The organism is Labilibaculum sp. (genome assembly GCF_041595635.1).
GTDB lineage: Bacteria > Bacteroidota > Bacteroidia > Bacteroidales > Marinifilaceae > Labilibaculum.
Genome location: NZ_JBFHJW010000026.1, coordinates 22,148 through 38,118, shown reverse-complemented (window position 1 = coordinate 38,118; position 15,971 = coordinate 22,148). Strand labels below are relative to the sequence as shown.

General features: G+C 35.4%; 13 protein-coding genes and 4 tRNA genes. 4 read left to right on the top strand and 13 right to left on the bottom strand.

The annotated features are described in order from the left end of the window. Window positions 1–10: 10 nt before the first annotated feature. From ABYT26_RS09430 to ABYT26_RS09420, 3 genes are all read left to right on the top strand, one after another. A complete protein-coding gene (locus tag ABYT26_RS09430; RefSeq protein ID WP_372753198.1) occupies window positions 11–1,264 on the top strand; it encodes a carcinine hydrolase/isopenicillin-N N-acyltransferase family protein in 1,254 nt (417 codons plus the stop codon). A gap of 39 nt (window positions 1,265–1,303) precedes the next feature. After that, a complete protein-coding gene (locus ABYT26_RS09425; protein WP_372753196.1) occupies window positions 1,304–1,747 on the top strand; it encodes a CGGC domain-containing protein in 444 nt (147 codons plus the stop codon). A gap of 127 nt (window positions 1,748–1,874) precedes the next feature. Then, window positions 1,875–2,318: a DMT family transporter gene (locus ABYT26_RS09420; RefSeq protein WP_372753194.1), complete on the top strand. Its 444-nt coding sequence runs from the start codon at window positions 1,875–1,877 to the stop codon at window positions 2,316–2,318. Between the two features lie 148 nt (window positions 2,319–2,466). Here ABYT26_RS09420 and ABYT26_RS09415 read toward each other — a convergent pair whose 3' ends face one another. The 9 genes from ABYT26_RS09415 to ABYT26_RS09375 all read right to left on the bottom strand — a co-directional run bounded on the left by ABYT26_RS09415 (window position 2,467) and on the right by ABYT26_RS09375 (window position 9,063). Beyond that, window positions 2,467–5,052: a M1 family metallopeptidase gene (locus ABYT26_RS09415; protein WP_372753192.1), complete on the bottom strand. Its 2,586-nt coding sequence runs from the start codon at window positions 5,050–5,052 to the stop codon at window positions 2,467–2,469. A gap of 123 nt (window positions 5,053–5,175) precedes the next feature. Continuing rightward, window positions 5,176–5,985 carry a DUF1338 domain-containing protein gene (locus ABYT26_RS09410; RefSeq protein ID WP_372753190.1) on the bottom strand — a complete coding sequence of 270 codons (810 nt, stop codon included), beginning with the start codon at window positions 5,983–5,985 and terminating at the stop codon, window positions 5,176–5,178. Window positions 5,986–6,384: 399 nt separating this feature from the next. Continuing rightward, a tRNA-Asp gene (locus tag ABYT26_RS09405) sits at window positions 6,385–6,461 on the bottom strand. Between the two features lie 53 nt (window positions 6,462–6,514). Beyond that, a tRNA-Asp gene (locus ABYT26_RS09400) sits at window positions 6,515–6,591 on the bottom strand. 54 nt (window positions 6,592–6,645) lie between these two features. Then, window positions 6,646–6,722, bottom strand: a tRNA-Asp gene (locus ABYT26_RS09395). Window positions 6,723–6,793: 71 nt separating this feature from the next. Beyond that, window positions 6,794–6,867 (bottom strand) — tRNA-Asp (locus ABYT26_RS09390). 151 nt (window positions 6,868–7,018) lie between these two features. Then, a complete protein-coding gene (rsmD, locus tag ABYT26_RS09385; protein ID WP_372753188.1) occupies window positions 7,019–7,567 on the bottom strand; it encodes a 16S rRNA (guanine(966)-N(2))-methyltransferase RsmD in 549 nt (182 codons plus the stop codon). Then, window positions 7,558–8,406: a DUF3822 family protein gene (locus ABYT26_RS09380; RefSeq protein ID WP_372753186.1), complete on the bottom strand. Its 849-nt coding sequence runs from the start codon at window positions 8,404–8,406 to the stop codon at window positions 7,558–7,560. Before ABYT26_RS09380 ends, rsmD begins: the two co-directional genes overlap by 10 nt. Before the next feature lie 15 nt (window positions 8,407–8,421). Next, window positions 8,422–9,063 carry a hypothetical protein gene (locus tag ABYT26_RS09375; protein ID WP_372753184.1) on the bottom strand — a complete coding sequence of 214 codons (642 nt, stop codon included), beginning with the start codon at window positions 9,061–9,063 and terminating at the stop codon, window positions 8,422–8,424. Window positions 9,064–9,151: 88 nt separating this feature from the next. Between ABYT26_RS09375 and ABYT26_RS09370 the strand changes: the two genes are divergently transcribed. Continuing rightward, window positions 9,152–10,585, top strand: a complete 1,434-nt coding sequence (locus ABYT26_RS09370; protein WP_372753182.1) for an ATP-dependent RecD-like DNA helicase — start codon at window positions 9,152–9,154, stop codon at window positions 10,583–10,585. Here ABYT26_RS09370 and ABYT26_RS09365 read toward each other — a convergent pair. The 4 genes from ABYT26_RS09365 to ABYT26_RS09350 all read right to left on the bottom strand — a co-directional run bounded on the left by ABYT26_RS09365 (window position 10,582) and on the right by ABYT26_RS09350 (window position 15,840). Next, a complete protein-coding gene (locus ABYT26_RS09365) occupies window positions 10,582–11,802 on the bottom strand; it encodes a response regulator (RefSeq protein WP_372753180.1) in 1,221 nt (406 codons plus the stop codon). The genes ABYT26_RS09370 and ABYT26_RS09365 overlap by 4 nt on opposite strands. A 47-nt stretch (window positions 11,803–11,849) precedes the next feature. Further along, complete coding sequence (locus tag ABYT26_RS09360; protein ID WP_372753178.1) at window positions 11,850–13,595, bottom strand: phospho-sugar mutase; 1,746 nt, start codon at window positions 13,593–13,595, stop codon at window positions 11,850–11,852. 355 nt (window positions 13,596–13,950) lie between these two features. Then, window positions 13,951–14,892 carry a UDP-glucuronic acid decarboxylase family protein gene (locus ABYT26_RS09355; protein ID WP_372753176.1) on the bottom strand — a complete coding sequence of 314 codons (942 nt, stop codon included), beginning with the start codon at window positions 14,890–14,892 and terminating at the stop codon, window positions 13,951–13,953. A 369-nt stretch (window positions 14,893–15,261) separates the two neighbouring features. Continuing rightward, window positions 15,262–15,840, bottom strand: coding sequence for a PhnA domain-containing protein (locus ABYT26_RS09350; protein ID WP_372753174.1), 579 nt, complete (start codon window positions 15,838–15,840; stop codon window positions 15,262–15,264). Window positions 15,841–15,971 lie beyond the last annotated feature (131 nt).

The following is a 15,971-nucleotide window of genomic DNA, read 5'->3' as shown; positions in this document are numbered from 1 at the left end:
TAAAACGTTCATGATAATTACTAAAACAATAAGAAACACAGTTTTATTAGGTGTTTTGATTCTTTTATCTTTTTTACCTATCAACACATTTGCTTGTACAACATTTCTTATTTCAGGAAAGCATACCACAGATGGAAAACCATTGCTTTTTAAAAATAGGGATACCAAAGAGATGAATAATTCATTGGCATTTTTTAAAGATGGGAAATACGATTACATGGGGCTTGTAAATGGTGCAGATGATTGGAAAGATATGGTTTGGGGCGGTTACAATGAAACTGGCTTTGCGATTATCAATTCTGCAGCCTACAATAACAATGTTGGCGATACAGCCAAGATCATCGACCAGGAAGGCATAATAATGAAACGAGCCTTACAAACTTGTAAGACAATAGAAGATTTCGAAAACTTACTGAATAAGCTCCCAAAACCAAGTGGTTTGGATTCAAATTTTGGGGTGATTGATGCTTTTGGTGGAGCTGCATTTTATGAAACAGGAAACTATAGTTTTATGAAAGTTGATGCCAATGATCCAACGAATGCACCCAATGGTATTTTAGTACGAACCAATCATTCAATTAGCGGTGTTAAGGAAAGTGGAATGGGCTATTGCAGATACAATACAGCTACTGCTGCACTAAACAAAGCTGCTGCTGATCAGAAAATTACTCCTCTCTTTCTTTTTAATCATGTATCCAGAAACTTGTACCATTCATTAACAAATACAGATTTATTGGCCGATATCCCTCCGAAAAGAGACGTGCCAGAGTTCAAATTTTTCATTGATTACATACCAAGAATTTACTCGGCTTCTGCTATAATGATCGTAGGTGCCAAGGATGAATATCATGAAAAAGATGCCATGATGTGGACAATTTTGGGTTTTCCCTTGACTTCGGTTGCTATTCCTACTTGGATATCAGCAGGCGAACAATTACCCAAAGTAGCAGTTATGGATTCCAATCTAAAATCGCCTATTTGCACCGCTGCGTTAAAGTTTAAGGAGGAATGTTTTCCTCTTACCTACGATAAAGGTTGGAACTACTTGAATCTTTCTGTACTTGTAAATCAGGAAAAAACAGGGTATATGCAGCTTCTTAAACCGATAGAAGAGGAAATTTTTTGTAAAGCAAATTCATTGATAGCTGAAATGGAAAAAGGCCAAAAATCAGAAAAGAATATTCGATTGTTTTATGCATGGTTGGATCAATATTTAGCAAAAGAATACAAAAATGAATTTGATTTTAACCTAGGTGATTTTTGAAAGTAGACAGAACATCAGTTTTAAAAAAAGGAGGATGAAATGACTAAAATTGGAATAATTATTTGTGGACGATACCTTAATTGTGCAGGGGGAAAATGCCTTAGAGCAATGAAGGAAAATGTTGGCGGATTTGCAGTTTATCCTAAAAGCGAAGATCTCGATTTGGTTGGCTTTGCTAATTGTGGGGGTTGTCCTGGTGGAAATATTGAATATGTCCCCGAAGAAATGATTAAAAATGGAGTAGATGTAATTCATCTAGCAACAGGACTAGTTGTTGGATATCCACCTTGTCCTTATATTAATCAATTCAAAGAGTTCATAGAGACTCGTTATAAAATTCCAGTTGTAATTGGTACGCATCCTATTCCACTGAAATATTTTACTACTCACAACAAACTTTTAAGTTGGAAATCCATGAAAATGGATAAGATTTGTGCCCCATTATTGACCGAGGACAAAACGATTATGGAATCGTATAATTAAGGTTTGTTTCTTTACTAACAAATCGTAGAACTTCTCTTTTTTTTAATCGAGAAGTTTTTTTATGTAATAGCATGTTATTTGTAAAGTCTTAAATACCTACTTTTACAGTCATATTAAATTCCAGTTTATGAGATATTTTTTGATGCTATTGGCATTACTTGTGGGAAGTCTTTTGCCTTTACAAGCTAGTTTAAATGCCAAGCTAGGCTCTTTTCTGAAAGCTCCGCTTATGGCTGCTTTAGTCAATTTTATGGTGGGCGCATTTATTTTGTTGATGGTAATTATTGGCAGCCGAACTCCAAACAACCTAATGTTGGCAGTAAAACAAGCACCGGCTTATGCCTGGATTGGTGGTTTGTTGGGTTGTATTTATGTAAGCTTTATTATTATTTTGGTGCCTCGTTTGGGTGCAGCTTTAAGTTTCGGATTAATTATCTTCGGACAGTTGGGCTTCTCGCTCATATTAGATCATTTTGGTTGGCTTGGTCTTCCGGTTCAGCCCATTAATTGGTTTCGTATTGGGGGTGTTCTTTTGATTTTAGCTGGGATTTTGGTCATTCAAAAGTTTTAACTCGTTTTTCCATAAATTGTACATTCTTTTCTATTAGCAGACAAGCTGCATTACATTTTCGAAAAAAATGAAACTCTATTTGTTAAGCTCTTAGCTGGAAGCTTAAATGAAAAGTAGCGGGTTTAATGGGACTACCACTTTTATTTCTTTAGCCCTTTTCCTTTAGTCTTTCGTTTTTTTCCTTTCGAAGTACCAAATCAGCAGCTTGAAGTATTTTCAATTTTAAATTTTCTGGGTAATTGGGTTTGTCTTGTAGAAATTGACGGGTGATATCGCCAGCTTCTATAGAGGAAAGACCAGAATAGGATGCACTCAACCAATTGTAAGGGAAAAAAATGTCGCCAGTAATCTGAATTTCCTGAAGTAATTCCAAGCATTGTGGCAAATAGGTAAGAGCTTCTTGCTCGCGTAAGGGATGATTTAGATAACGTAGTCCTTCACAAACCCAAGGTTCGTGTTCCCTTTGGTCTTTTTGTTTTAAACTTGTAAAAAATTGCTTGCGAATTTCTTCGTTGGGCGATAAGGCAGGAGCCACAAATAGCATTCTTTTTTTTCGATCTGGATTTTTAATTCGTTCTATTTGTGTTGCTACAATCTCATTGGCTTTTTCTGGTATTTTAATGGCCAAATCGCAGGCCAATGCAATGGATTTGCTTTCTGATAAACTCAACCCACCAATGGCAATTTCTTGCTTCCATATTTTGTACATGTGTTTTAAATTGTTCTCGCTTTGGGTAATGTCTGACAAACATGAAAAAAGACTCGACTTTTTACTCATATCCGTTTCGGTATTGAGTTGTAGGTACAAACTTTCTTCTAGCGATGAACCAATTTGGGTTCTTTCATCTTTTGTTAGATCTTGCCAGTATGAAGTTCGCAAATATTTTAGCATTCGCTCTAAAATCAAGTTATTCTTCTCACCATCAAGATGTGTTTGCAAAGCTTGAACAAAGGCCAAAGGATTTAGGTCTCCTTCTCGAAGATTCTCATATAAGTTAATCCAAGCAATCCCTCTTTGCAAATCATCCTTCACCCGATCGATGTGATGAAGTAAATAAGTCTTCGATTTTTCATCGAGTTTAAAATAGCCGTAGCCATTTCCGCTTCCATTTGGGATCAAATATTCAGGAGTATCCAAGCCCTTTGCATCAGAAATAAGAGTTATAGGCTGGTCTATATTTACAGGTAAAGAAATTGTTTTATCTGCATATCCTAGGATTATATTTAGCTTCTGAGACCAATGTCCCTCATTTCCATTTACATCTTTCTGTACGATGCTTAGCTTAGTAATTTTCCCATCTTCAATTTTTAATTCACTTGTAATTTTTGGCCTTCCGGCCTTATCAACCCATATTTTGCTCCATTCTTTTAAATTAACAGAACTGTTTTTGTCAAGAATTTCAATTAAATCTTCCCAGCTAGCATTGCTATAAGCGTAGGTTTTAAGATAGTTTTGTAAGCCATTTTGTAGTTTTTGTTCACCAGTAATCTTTTCCAACATATCCATTACAATGGGCGACTTGTGGTAAATAATACTGCCATAAACCGAGCCAGCATCTTTTAAATTTTCCAGTTGCTGATTAATCGGGTTGGTTCCAGAGGTACGATCAACGCTATAGGAACTTGGAAAATGAGCCATCTCAAATTTTAGCTTGTGATTTAGTTCCGGAAAGCTTGGATTGGTAATTTTATCGGCCATAAAATTGGCAAATACCTCTTTTAACCATACTTGATCGAACCATTTCATCGTCACCAAATCGCCAAACCACATGTGCGAAGTTTCATGTGCAATCAGATTAGCACGACTTAATAATTTGCTTTGAGTAGCATGTTCATCTAAAAAAAGTGAGGAAGCCTTATAAAGAGTTGCACCAGTATGCTCCATTCCACCATACTGAAAAGAGGGGATGGCAACAAGATCATATTTTCCAAACGCGTAGGGAATTTGCGTATATTCCTCAAGCCAATCGAGAGACTGAAACAGTAAGCGAAAAATTTCATCGGTATTTTGTGCTAGTTTTTTAGGGTCGCTTTCGCGATGATATAGGATGTGCTTGTGTCCGTTTCGTTCACGACTAATGGTGTCGAATTTTCCAGCTACAAATGAGAATAAATAGGTAGGCAATGCCTTTGTTTTTGCGAATGTATATGTGCTTTTCTCCTCTTCTTTCTTTACAGATGTAATTTCTGCATTTCCCATTGCTTTCCAGGATATTGGAATTCTTAGTTTGAGTTGAAAGTTTGCTTTTAGATCGGGCTGATCGAAACAAGGAAAGACTGTTCTTGCCCTATCGGGAACAAAAAGAGTGTACAAAAATTCATCGTTACGGTTCAATGAACTGTTTCCAGCAACAAATTCAATCTTAATTTGATTATCGCCTTTTATTAATTCTTTTTTGGGGATAATCAAGTGCTCCATTTCAAACCGATAATCAGAGTTTCTGCCATTACAAATTACCTTGCGAATCAATTGAGCATTTTCTCGAAAATCAATTTGTAAATCCTGATCATTTTTTTGTAAGCTAAAACGGATCAGATTAATCGCTAAAATAGCTTCTGTTTTGTCTTCAGGAATATCAAAATAGACTTGGTATTCCAAACTGGAAATATTTTCTTTTCTGTAGTTGGCAAGTTGTTTGGAAACGCCAATTTCTAGGGCTATTTTATTTTTCTTGGTAGTACAGGATAAAATTAGAATCGAAAATAGTACGAGTAGGCTTGCAATATTTTTCACGTTTTGTATTTGAGTTCAATGGAAGGGTAAAGTTAAAAGTTTATATCAATAATAGAAAGATAATTACAGAAAAGCCCGTCCAAACAAATTTGTTTGGACGGGCAAATAAAACCAGGAATATGTTTAGTTTATTTTTTCTCTGAAATTGCTACTGTCAAAAATTTTATTGGCATTGGCTGCTATAAATCCAGAGAACAATTCCCCATTTTCATCGGCATAGCGAATGGCAAATTCATAAAAACAAGCTGGAATCTCGAAAATTCCTTCTTCAAATTCAAGTTTTATGAGCTCTGAAAGGGTAGAGGATTGTTGGAGTAATTTCTCGGGACTTCCTTTAATTTTTCCGCCCGAAGAATTCATTTCAAAACCATTGTCTGTGATAAACTGATTCACCATTTCAATGCTATTGAATTTTTGCAGAGCGTTTATACTTACTGTAAAGTGATTTGCTCTAAATCCATGCACATATAGCCATGCTCCATATTCCGATTCTTTTCGTAGTAATTGGTAATCAGCGTAGACAGGCTTTCCCCATACACTTCCTTTGTAAATTAAATCAGGATCGGCATAATAGGCATTCCCAACTGAATTCAGTCTTTTTTTAATTGTTGCTTGAAATTCTTTCGAAAATTCAGAAAGGAGTAATTCTGATATGAATACCCTAGGTGCATTTTTCTCATCTGTATGTTCCAGATGAACTGCCTTTAGGTGTTTATCTTCAAATACATATTCTCCTGCGTATTGGTAGCCAGCCTTCAGAAATTTTTTGGCGATAACCTGAATGTTCATTCTGGGATCATCAAAAGTACGAAAGGCTACATGATCGTTAATTACATTTTCATTTTCTTTAGTGAATAGGTTATGAATATGCTGTGCTGAAGGATTTTGCGCGGTATATTCTTTCCAAAGTCGATTAAATATTTCCTGTTGCATAATCTATGTTTTAGTTTGTTGATCAGTAATTTAGGAATTTTAATTGACTGAATTTGTGTTTGCGACCAAGTTTTTGCGAATCTTGTCTTCTTTTTTAACTCTTGGCTTGATATGATCTGCTAAAGCAAAAAAGAATCGTTTTCTCATTTTTCATTGAAAAGAGATTTATTTTAAAACTAGATGTGAACAGAATTAGTGAGCCACAAATCTGTATTAGGTATTTTGGAAAGTTTGCAGCTATTTTTAGAGCTTCTCTATCCCAATATTCCGTTTTATATGGATTGTGTTTTTGTTGTGTTTTTATTGCAGGAGAGCTTCTAAAAATGCGTTGGTATTTTTCAGTTTTTGTGAGAAGTAAAAAAGCCTTCGACTCAAAAGAATCAAAGGCTTCTACTATTTTGGCGGTCTGGACGAGACTCGAACTCGCGACCCCATGCGTGACAGGCATGTATTCTAACCAACTGAACTACCAAACCAAAATATTCAACGATTTGTTTCTTTTAAGAGTATCAAATCAAAACTCTACTTTTGGCGGTCTGGACGAGACTCGAACTCGCGACCCCATGCGTGACAGGCATGTATTCTAACCAACTGAACTACCAGACCAAAATATTCAACGATTTGTTTTTTTTTAAGAGTGTCAATTCAAAACTCTATTTTTGGCGGTCTGGACGAGACTCGAACTCGCGACCCCATGCGTGACAGGCATGTATTCTAACCAACTGAACTACCAAACCAAAATATATTAAATTTCCTTAAAAAAAAGAAATACAAATCAAAAATAGTGCAAAGAACTTTTTCTTTTTAGCGGTCTGGACGAGACTCGAACTCGCGACCCCATGCGTGACAGGCATGTATTCTAACCAACTGAACTACCAAACCTTTTTTTGATTGCGATGCAAAGATAATGCAAGTTTTCTTACTTGCAATATCTGGCTCTTTTTTTTTTGTTCATAATTCTTCTTTGTGGTAGTAAAACAGGGGTTTTGAGCGTGTTACGGATCTAAAAAAAAAGCATTTTTTTTAGAAAGATTTATTCTTGTTCTTTGTGCTTCTTAAAGAAAGTGAAGTTTACACTTCCATAGCTTCTTTTCTCGATGAAGTTGGGATGAGTGCCAAAATCATTTGTAGAACCGTGTTCCAGAATTAAAATGCCATTTTCGCTGAGTAGTTCTTTTTCGAAAACTAGTTTAGGAATCGTTTCGAAGGATTTCATGTCGAAGGGAGGATCGGCAAAAATCACATCAAACTTTTGACTGTAATTTCTTAGGAATCTAAAAACATCAGATTTAATGACCTGAATTTGTTCGAATTTTAATTCTTGAATGGTTTTTTGGATGAAGGAGAAGTGACTGTGATTTTTTTCAACACTCATGACTCTTTTAGCTCCTCTAGAGGCAAATTCATAGCTAATGCCTCCGGTACCACTAAAAAGGTCCAAAACATTTAAATCCTCGAAATCGATGATGTTGTTTAGTACATTAAAGAGGTTTTCCTTTGCAAAATCGGTTGTTGGACGAGCCTTAAAATTTTTATCCGGACTGATTCTTCTTCCTTTATGAGTTCCACTGACTATTCGCACTTGGATAAATTTAAAAGGTTAATGAATTGGTTGTATTCCTTTGGTGTAATTTGATTGTTTACCTGATACTCCAAGGGAAGTGTTTTAAGTTCAACCTGCCCTAAGTATTTTTTCAGCAATAAAATCACTTTACTGTCTTTCTGAATGAAACCATCTACAATCAGCTTACTTCTCTCATTATTCAATTTTTGTTGTTTATAGATATTGAGAATGTAGTAGGCTAAATCGGAATCGGCAGTATAGCTAAATGTATTTATAAAATGTTTTCCGTTGCGATCGGGTATGATGACATGGAAAAAATTGTTTTGAATATTTACATACACTGGAGGATGAACTTCAGCAGGTTTTTGACTCAAAGCTTTTCTATAAAAAGGAAAACTATGATGAAATAGCTGGCAAGCGCTAAAGTGGGAATGAACAAACTCTTTGATGTCATTTGGCATTGAGAAAACAAGCCAGGCATTTAATTCTGAAATTTCATTCCAAAGCAGGCTTTCATTTTCGGCCAAACTGTGGGATAGTTGAAAACTCTCGTAAGCGAAATCTTCGCTGAAAAAATCAGAGGGAATAATTAATTGTTTATTAGATATCCATTGAAGAAGGATTTCCTCGAAATCTAGATTTAAGATTTTGTTGTTTCTAACTATTTCGGTGAAGGATGCAAGAGGTTGATTATCACTACTCTTTTGAAAAGAAATAAAGCGATTCAATGCAATGCATTTCTTAAGTTTATTCACTATAGAAAAAGAAAATCCATCCAGGCCAAGCTGGATGGATAGAGTGTATTCTTTTGTTTTGTTTGTATCAAATGTTGAATCAACAAATACAAGTTCGTCCATAAATCAATTGTATAATTATTCCCAGTTACCGGCATTGTTGTTTGCTTCCTCAAGCGATCCAACCATAAGTCCAGGATATTTATTTAAACGTTTACGATTACCGTTTTCTTCAAGGATTTCTTCACGATATTCATCCATAATGTCTGCAAAGATATCCATATTCGATACTCTTGCTTCAAAAACTTGAACTTTTACATTAGAACCTGTTACGAAAACACCAGAACCCAATTTAAATTGATATTGTCCTTTCGTAAATGGAACATAGCGCAAATTTTCAATTGGATATTCTTTTCCAAAAACAGTATCAAGAGCTGAAATCATAATAGTATCACGAGTAATGAATCCTTTTTTAACAGCTTCTTTTTCAGTCATACCAGCTTCAACTTGCTCATCAGTTAACGATCCAATTGATTTAACCAAAGGCATTGAATCAGTTTTGATGAATTGAATTAAAGTATCAAAACTTCCGGTATATTTACCATAAACGTCTTTGTACGCACCTTGAGCCTTACGGATATCTTTCAACTGTTCAATTATTCTATCGTATCTTTGATTTTTGATTTTACCAAATTCAATAGGTTTCATAATGCTTTGGTAGCTCAAATAAGCAAGTGCAACAATGGCAATGGCAAGTACGATTTGAAAGACTTTTTTCATTTTATTCTTATTAGTTTGTGTAAGTTTGAATGCAAATTTAAAAAAAAAATCTATTTGGCTATTTTTCTAGCCCATAAAATTATCAGAAATGTTAAAAAATCATATTGCTTCAATGATAAAGGATTGCCTAAATTTCGATCCAACGGACGATCAGCAAAGAGCAATAAACGGCTTGTCGGAATATGTGACTAGTAATGAGGGAGATGGAGTATTTCTATTGAAGGGGTATGCTGGTACAGGAAAAACCACTTTAGTAAGTGCTTTGGTGACTGTTTTAGATAGAATGAAACTAAATACTGTTCTTCTGGCTCCTACGGGAAGAGCGGCTAAAGTTCTTTCTCATTATTCTAAAAAGTCGGCTTTTACAATTCATAAAAAAATTTATCGACAAAAATCACTTAGCGACGAATTTGGGGTGTTTGCTATGGATAGAAATTTAACTCCAAATACTGTTTTTTTAGTTGATGAGGCTTCTATGATTTCAAACTACTCGGCTGAAGCATCGGTTTTTGGATCGGGACGATTGCTCGATGATTTGATGCAGTATGTTTTTTCAGCGAAAAATTGTCGATTGATTTTAATAGGTGATACCGCTCAGTTGCCACCCATTGGACTCGACATAAGTCCTGCTCTTGATCCAGAGGAGTTGGAATCATCTTATAATGTTTCGGTTCAGGAGGTAGTATTAACTCAGGTGGTTCGACAAAATCAGGAGTCAGGAATTTTAATGAATGCAACTAGTTTAAGAGCCATGTTAAACGATGAAAGAACCGGCTTTCCAGCTTTGGCTACAGAAAATTTCCCTGATATAAAAAGAATCGGTGGTGCGGAATTGATAGATGAAATCTCCAATGCTCATTCTGAATTTGGATTGGAGGAAACCATTGTAATCAGTCGATCTAATAAAAGAGCTAATAAATTCAATCAAGGAATTCGAAATACAGTATTGTATCGGGAGGAAGAGATTTCCAACGGAGACTATTTAATGGTGGTTAAGAACAACTATTTTTGGGCTAAGGATATTAAAGATATGGATTTTATTGCCAATGGCGATATTGTGGAAATTGTGAGGATACACAGGTATACAGAGATGTATGGTTTTCGTTATGCCGAAATTACCATTCGTTTTCCCGACTATAAGGATGTTGAGATTGACACTTTAATTCTATTGGATACTCTGGATATCGAGAGTGCATCGCTTGGTTATGAAGAAAATAAGAAACTCTTTTTTAAAATTGCGGAAGATTATGCGGACATTCGATCGAAGAAGAAACGCTATGAAAAAGTCCGGGACAATAAATTTTTTAATGCTCTGCAAGTGAAATTTTCTTATGCTGTCACCTGTCACAAAGCTCAGGGGGGACAATGGAAATCTGTATTTATTGATCAGGGATATCTTACAGATGAATTGTTAACTCCTGAATATTACCGATGGTTATACACAGCAGTTACACGTGCCACCGATAAGCTGTTTTTGGTTAATTTTAAGAAAGAATTTTTTCCCAACGAAGGGGAGTTTTAAAGTTCAATTCCAATAATCAAGATATCATCGGTTTGCTCATTATTTTCTTTCCAGCTTTCAAACCAATTAAAGATATCTGATTTTTGCAGATTAATTGATTTGCCCTGTATTTTTAGCAGTTTTTCATAGAACTGTTTCTTTTTGATGGTTTTTTGCTGTTGTCCACCAAGTTGATCAGTGATTCCATCGGAATATAAGAAAATTCTGTCTCCATTTTGTATTTCAATCTTTTTTGTTGTGAATTCAGCAAATTCTGACTCTTTACTGATTGAATGACGATTGCCAGGAACCTCGAACAGGGAATATTCATCGTTGCTGTCTTTAGCTGTAATCAACTGATTGTCGCATTTTAGTGGCTCTGATGTTTTTCTAAGGATAACTAATGCTCTTTTGGCCCCACAAAATTCCAATACATTTTCTTGAGAGTAGATAGAGCAAAAGAGTCCATCCATTCCATCGTATTGTGTGTAAGTGTCGCCCGATGTGTTTAGAATGCGACTGAATTTTTTACTTAGGAGCGGGAATACATGTTCTGCATGAAGCTCATTTCCATTTTGAGAAAGAGTATGCAGTTCCATTTGTCCCATTATTGTCAGCATTGCAGCGGGCACTCCATGTCCAGTACAATCAAATAAGCCAATATTTTTCCTGTTGAAATTCTGTTGAATCCAATAAAAATCACCACTTACAACATGTTTAGGAAGATTTAGAATAAAGGATTTAGAGAATAATCTTCTAAAATTTTCCGCATCAGGAAGAATAGATCTTTGAATTCTACCAGCGTGAATCATTCCTTGGTGAATGTCGTAATATGATTTGTATTTCGAAATTTCTTGCTTTTGCTCATTAATTTGAAAAGCAATTAACACCTTGGTTTGAAGTTCAGTAAAGTCAATTGGTTTTTTCACATAGTCTTGAGCACCAAGATTCAATGTAGCTTTGATAGAATCCATTTCGGTTTTAGCCGAAACCATAATTACTGGAATCTCTTTCAATCTTTCTACTGCTTGGATTTTTTCCAGAACTTCTATTCCGTCCATAACCGGCATCATAATGTCAAGAAGTATAACATCAGGAATGTTATCGTTTAGCCAATCAAGAGCTTGTTGGCCTCCTTCTTTTGAAATGACAGTATAGTCTCGTCTAAAGTAAGCTTCAATTAATTTATTATTAATTGGTGAATCGTCAACAGATAATATGGTTCTTTTTTTGTCCATAGTTTGTAAAAAGATGTAGGGTAGCATTAAGCTACCCCCCAAAAATATTAGTTTAATTTCAAAGAGTTTCGAATTTCTTGAATTTTTTTATTGGCTTTATCTTCGGTAGTGTAAAATTCTTCGATAGAACCCAGTGATTCACGCACTTCAAAATAATATTTAATTTTTGGTTCTGTTCCCGAAGGTCGAACAGAAATTTTGCTTCCGTCTTCCAAATAAAATTGAAGAACATTTTCGCTGGTCTCAAAGGCTAAAACGCTAGTTTCTCCATTTGTTGGGTTAGTGGCTATCCTTGTACTGTAATCCTTAATCAAAACCAATTTCGATCCATTGATTTCTTTAGGTGGATTGTTCCTATAGTCGTACATGAGTTTTTCAATTTCCTGAGCTCCCTGAAGGCCTTCGCGCACTATGTAAATCATTTTCTCTTTTGAATAGCCGTACTCAACGTAGATGTCTTTAAGGATATCAAATACATTTTTACCTTGATCTTTAGCCCAAGCAGCAATTTCGGCCATGATACTACAGGATGAAACGGCATCTTTATCGCGAGTAAAATCTCCAGGCATATAACCAAAAGATTCTTCACCGCCACCAATATAGTTTTTGTCTGGATTTTTTCTGATCACGTCAGCAATCCATTTAAAGCCGGTGTAAGCATCGAAACATTTAACATTGTTTTTTTCTGCTACATCTTTAAAAAGTTCAGTTGTAACAATTGTTTTTACCACATAATCGTTGCCAGTTAACAAGCCAAGTTCTTTTCTTCGTCGGATTAAATAGTAGTTGAAAATTAACGCGGTCTGATTTCCATTAACAATTTCCCATTCTCCTTTGTCGTTAGTGGCAGCAATTCCCAAACGATCTCCGTCAGGATCACAAGCCATCACTAAATCAGCATTTACTTCTTTTGCTTTATCAATGGCCATTTTTAATGCTTCTGGTTCTTCCGGATTTGCCGACCAAACAGTAGGGAAGTTCCCATCTACAACATCTTGCTCTGGTATATGAATAATGTTTTCGAAGCCGTAATTTTTTAGTGAGGCAGGTACCAAACGAACGGTTGTTCCATGTAAGGGAGTGAAAACAATTTTTATGTCTTTCTGATTTTTAATTGATTCAGGAGATAGACTAAGTGTTTTAACAGTATCTAAATAGAGTTTGTCCATTTCTGCTCCAAGAACCTCAATAAGATCTGGGTTTCCTTCAAATTTAATATCTTCCAGCTTTACGGCTTTTACTTCGGCAATTACATTTTTGTCGTGAGGAACTACCAATTGAGAGCCATCTTCCCAGTAAGCTTTGTATCCGTTGTATTCTTTTGGATTATGGGATGCTGTTATAATAACACCTGATTGACAACCCAATTGACGAATGGCAAATGACATTTCTGGTGTAGGTCTTAAATCTTCAAAAATATAGGCTTTAATTCCGTTTGCCGAGAAAATATTTGCTACGGTATCCGAGAATAATTTGCTATTGTTACGGCAATCGTATCCAATACAAACCGAAAGATTTTCTTTTCCAGCGAATGCTTTATTAATATAGTTGGCCAATCCTTGAGTGGCTGCTCCAACGGTATAGATGTTCATTCTGTTGGTTCCAGGCCCCATTTTACCACGTAATCCACCGGTTCCAAATTCAAGATCTTTATAAAACGAATCGATTAAATCGGTTTTATCTTCGTTCTCGAGTAGTAATTTTACAGCATTTTTAGTTTCCTGATCGTACTTGCCTTCAAGCCATGTTTTGGCTTTACTGTCTACAATTTCAAAAATTTCAGTTTTGTTCATCTTTGATGGTATTTCTTTCGCTTAACTATTCCGTAACTCTTTTAATACAATGTTAAATCCTACTTCTTTAATGTGGGATTTAGAGAGTAAAAATATGTTTAATTTTTGATTTATTCAAAACACTATGTATGGTCTTCCTGCAAGGTGTTGAAAATCTTTGCTTTCAATATTGTTTATTTTACACTTGTTTTTTGATTCTCTTTGAATTTTAATTGTAAAATCGTATCAGTTGCAAACTCCTTTGCTGGAGTAATGATAGGTTCCGAGATCTGTAAAAAAAAGCTTACTATTAGTAATGTTTGTACTTTGTTCCTCAACCTCTCGCTAGTATGATTTCTTACTATTTGTTGTGAGCTTATTTTGAAAGTAAGTTCTCAAAATATGAAATGGTATTTATGAGGCCTTCTTCTAATTGAACTTTAGGTTCCCAGTTGTTTAGCTCTTTTTTAGCAAGATTAATATCTGGTTGTCTTTGGGTTGGGTCATCTTTAGGTAGAGGTAAATGAATGATTTTTGATGTAGAGTTGGTTAGTTTAATGATTTTTTGTGCCAATTCTAAAATTGTAAATTCATTTGGGTTTCCTAGATTCACCGGACCAATAAATTCTTTTTTTGAGTTCATCATTCGAATCATTCCCTCCAAAAGATCATCAACATATTGAAAGCTTCTGGTTTGTAGTCCATCGCCAAAAAGAGTGATATCTTCACCTTTAAGTGCTTGTACAATAAAATTGGAAACCACCCGACCATCATTTGGATTCATGTTGGGACCGTAGGTGTTGAAAATACGAACAATTTTTATGGCTACATTGTTTTGTGTGTGATAGTCCATAAATAGGGTTTCTGCGCATCGTTTACCTTCGTCGTAGCAGGAGCGAACGCCAATTGGATTCACATTTCCCCAGTAATCTTCTGTTTGTGGATGAATTTTTGGATCACCATAGACTTCACTTGTTGATGCCTGTAAAATTTGTGCATGTATTCTTTTTGCCAAGCCCAGTAGGTTGATTGAGCCCATTACTGAAGTTTTGGTTGTTTTTATCGGATTGTATTGATAGTGTACAGGAGAAGCTGGGCATGCTAGATTGTATATTTGATCGACCTCTGCATAGTAAGGTTCTGTAATGTCGTGTCGTACCAACTCAAAGTAAGGATTGCTTATTAAGTGTGCAATGTTTTTTTTCGCCCCTGTAAAGTAGTTGTCCAAACAGATAACATCATTGCCTTCATTTAATAGTCTTTCGCAAAGGTGTGATCCTATGAATCCTGCTCCTCCAGTTATTAAAATTCTTTTCATGTGTTTAAATGTTGATAATTGAATCGATACATTGAAGGTCTTGTTTTTAATTGAATTTCCTCAATGAATTTAATCTATTTTAATGCAAGTAAGTTCGATTTCTATTTTTGAAAAAAATAGCTTTTGGGAGCTAGGAGGATGCAAGCTGCTTTTACAAGTAAGTTTACATGTTTATTTCTTTTAGAAGTAGAATTGTTGTTTGCATTTAAACTGAACGTAAATAAAGCGAAATTAATTCATTATATAAAATGATTTTCGAGTCTGTTTTAAATGATCTTTTCACTATGGGAAATGTTAGTCAGATACAAACAAAGGTGTCAAAAATGACACCTTTGTTCTGTTAAAGTCTTTTGTGGTATTGTAAATGAATTAGTTTGATTTTTTTACGTATTTGGTCAAAATTACGATTTGCTGCCCTTCAACACGACCTTCGATATGTTCTGCATTGTCTGCAACTAACGAAATATTACGAACTGCAGTTCCTCGCTTGGCTGTAAATCCACCACCTTTAACATTCAAGTCTTTAATTAAGGTAACTGTGTCACCTGTTTGTAGTTGAGCTCCATTGCTATCAATGTGTTTAATGGTGTCTTCCTCGTCTTTGTCTTCACCTGTTGCCTTTGCCCATTCTAAAGTTTCTTCCTCTAAATAAAGCATGTCGAGTAAATCTTGTGGCCATCCTTCAGAGCGCAAGCGAGTCAACATTCTCCAGGCCATAACCTGAACTGCAGGAACGGTGCTCCACATACTGTCGTTTAAACAACGCCAATGGTTGGCATTCATTTGTTCTGGATCTTCCATCTGTGAATGGCATGTTCCACAAACAAGAATATTTGTATCTGCGGTTCCATTTGATGGACTCACCTCGTATGCTTTTAGTTCTTCTGTTGCGCCGCAAAGTTCACAAACGGAACCACTTCTGCTATGTAATTCTTTTTCGATACTCATTCTTTTTACTTTTAAATGTTTGGCTTTTTATTATAGTTGTGATTAGTTTTTCGACCATTTTATTAAAATGGATCTCGTTTGAATTAGAGCCCGCAAAGTTAAACGAGTTTATTTAAAATGTAAATAGATTC

Bases quoted from the DNA above. Each gene is read 5' to 3' on its own strand.
- ABYT26_RS09375 (WP_372753184.1), bottom strand. From the start codon at position 9,063: ATGAAAAAAGTCTTTCAAATCGTACTTGCCATTGCCATTGTTGCACTT.
- ABYT26_RS09365 (WP_372753180.1), bottom strand. From the start codon at position 11,802: ATGGACAAAAAAAGAACCATATTATCTGTTGACGATTCACCAATTAAT.
- ABYT26_RS09425 (WP_372753196.1), top strand. From the start codon at position 1,304: ATGACTAAAATTGGAATAATTATTTGTGGACGATACCTTAATTGTGCA.
- ABYT26_RS09360 (WP_372753178.1), bottom strand. From the start codon at position 13,595: ATGAACAAAACTGAAATTTTTGAAATTGTAGACAGTAAAGCCAAAACA.
- ABYT26_RS09430 (WP_372753198.1), top strand. From the start codon at position 11: ATGATAATTACTAAAACAATAAGAAACACAGTTTTATTAGGTGTTTTG.
- ABYT26_RS09410 (WP_372753190.1), bottom strand. From the start codon at position 5,985: ATGCAACAGGAAATATTTAATCGACTTTGGAAAGAATATACCGCGCAA.
- ABYT26_RS09420 (WP_372753194.1), top strand. From the start codon at position 1,875: ATGAGATATTTTTTGATGCTATTGGCATTACTTGTGGGAAGTCTTTTG.
- ABYT26_RS09355 (WP_372753176.1), bottom strand. From the start codon at position 14,892: ATGAAAAGAATTTTAATAACTGGAGGAGCAGGATTCATAGGATCACAC.
- ABYT26_RS09370 (WP_372753182.1), top strand. From the start codon at position 9,152: ATGTTAAAAAATCATATTGCTTCAATGATAAAGGATTGCCTAAATTTC.
- ABYT26_RS09380 (WP_372753186.1), bottom strand. From the start codon at position 8,406: ATGGACGAACTTGTATTTGTTGATTCAACATTTGATACAAACAAAACA.
- ABYT26_RS09350 (WP_372753174.1), bottom strand. From the start codon at position 15,840: ATGAGTATCGAAAAAGAATTACATAGCAGAAGTGGTTCCGTTTGTGAA.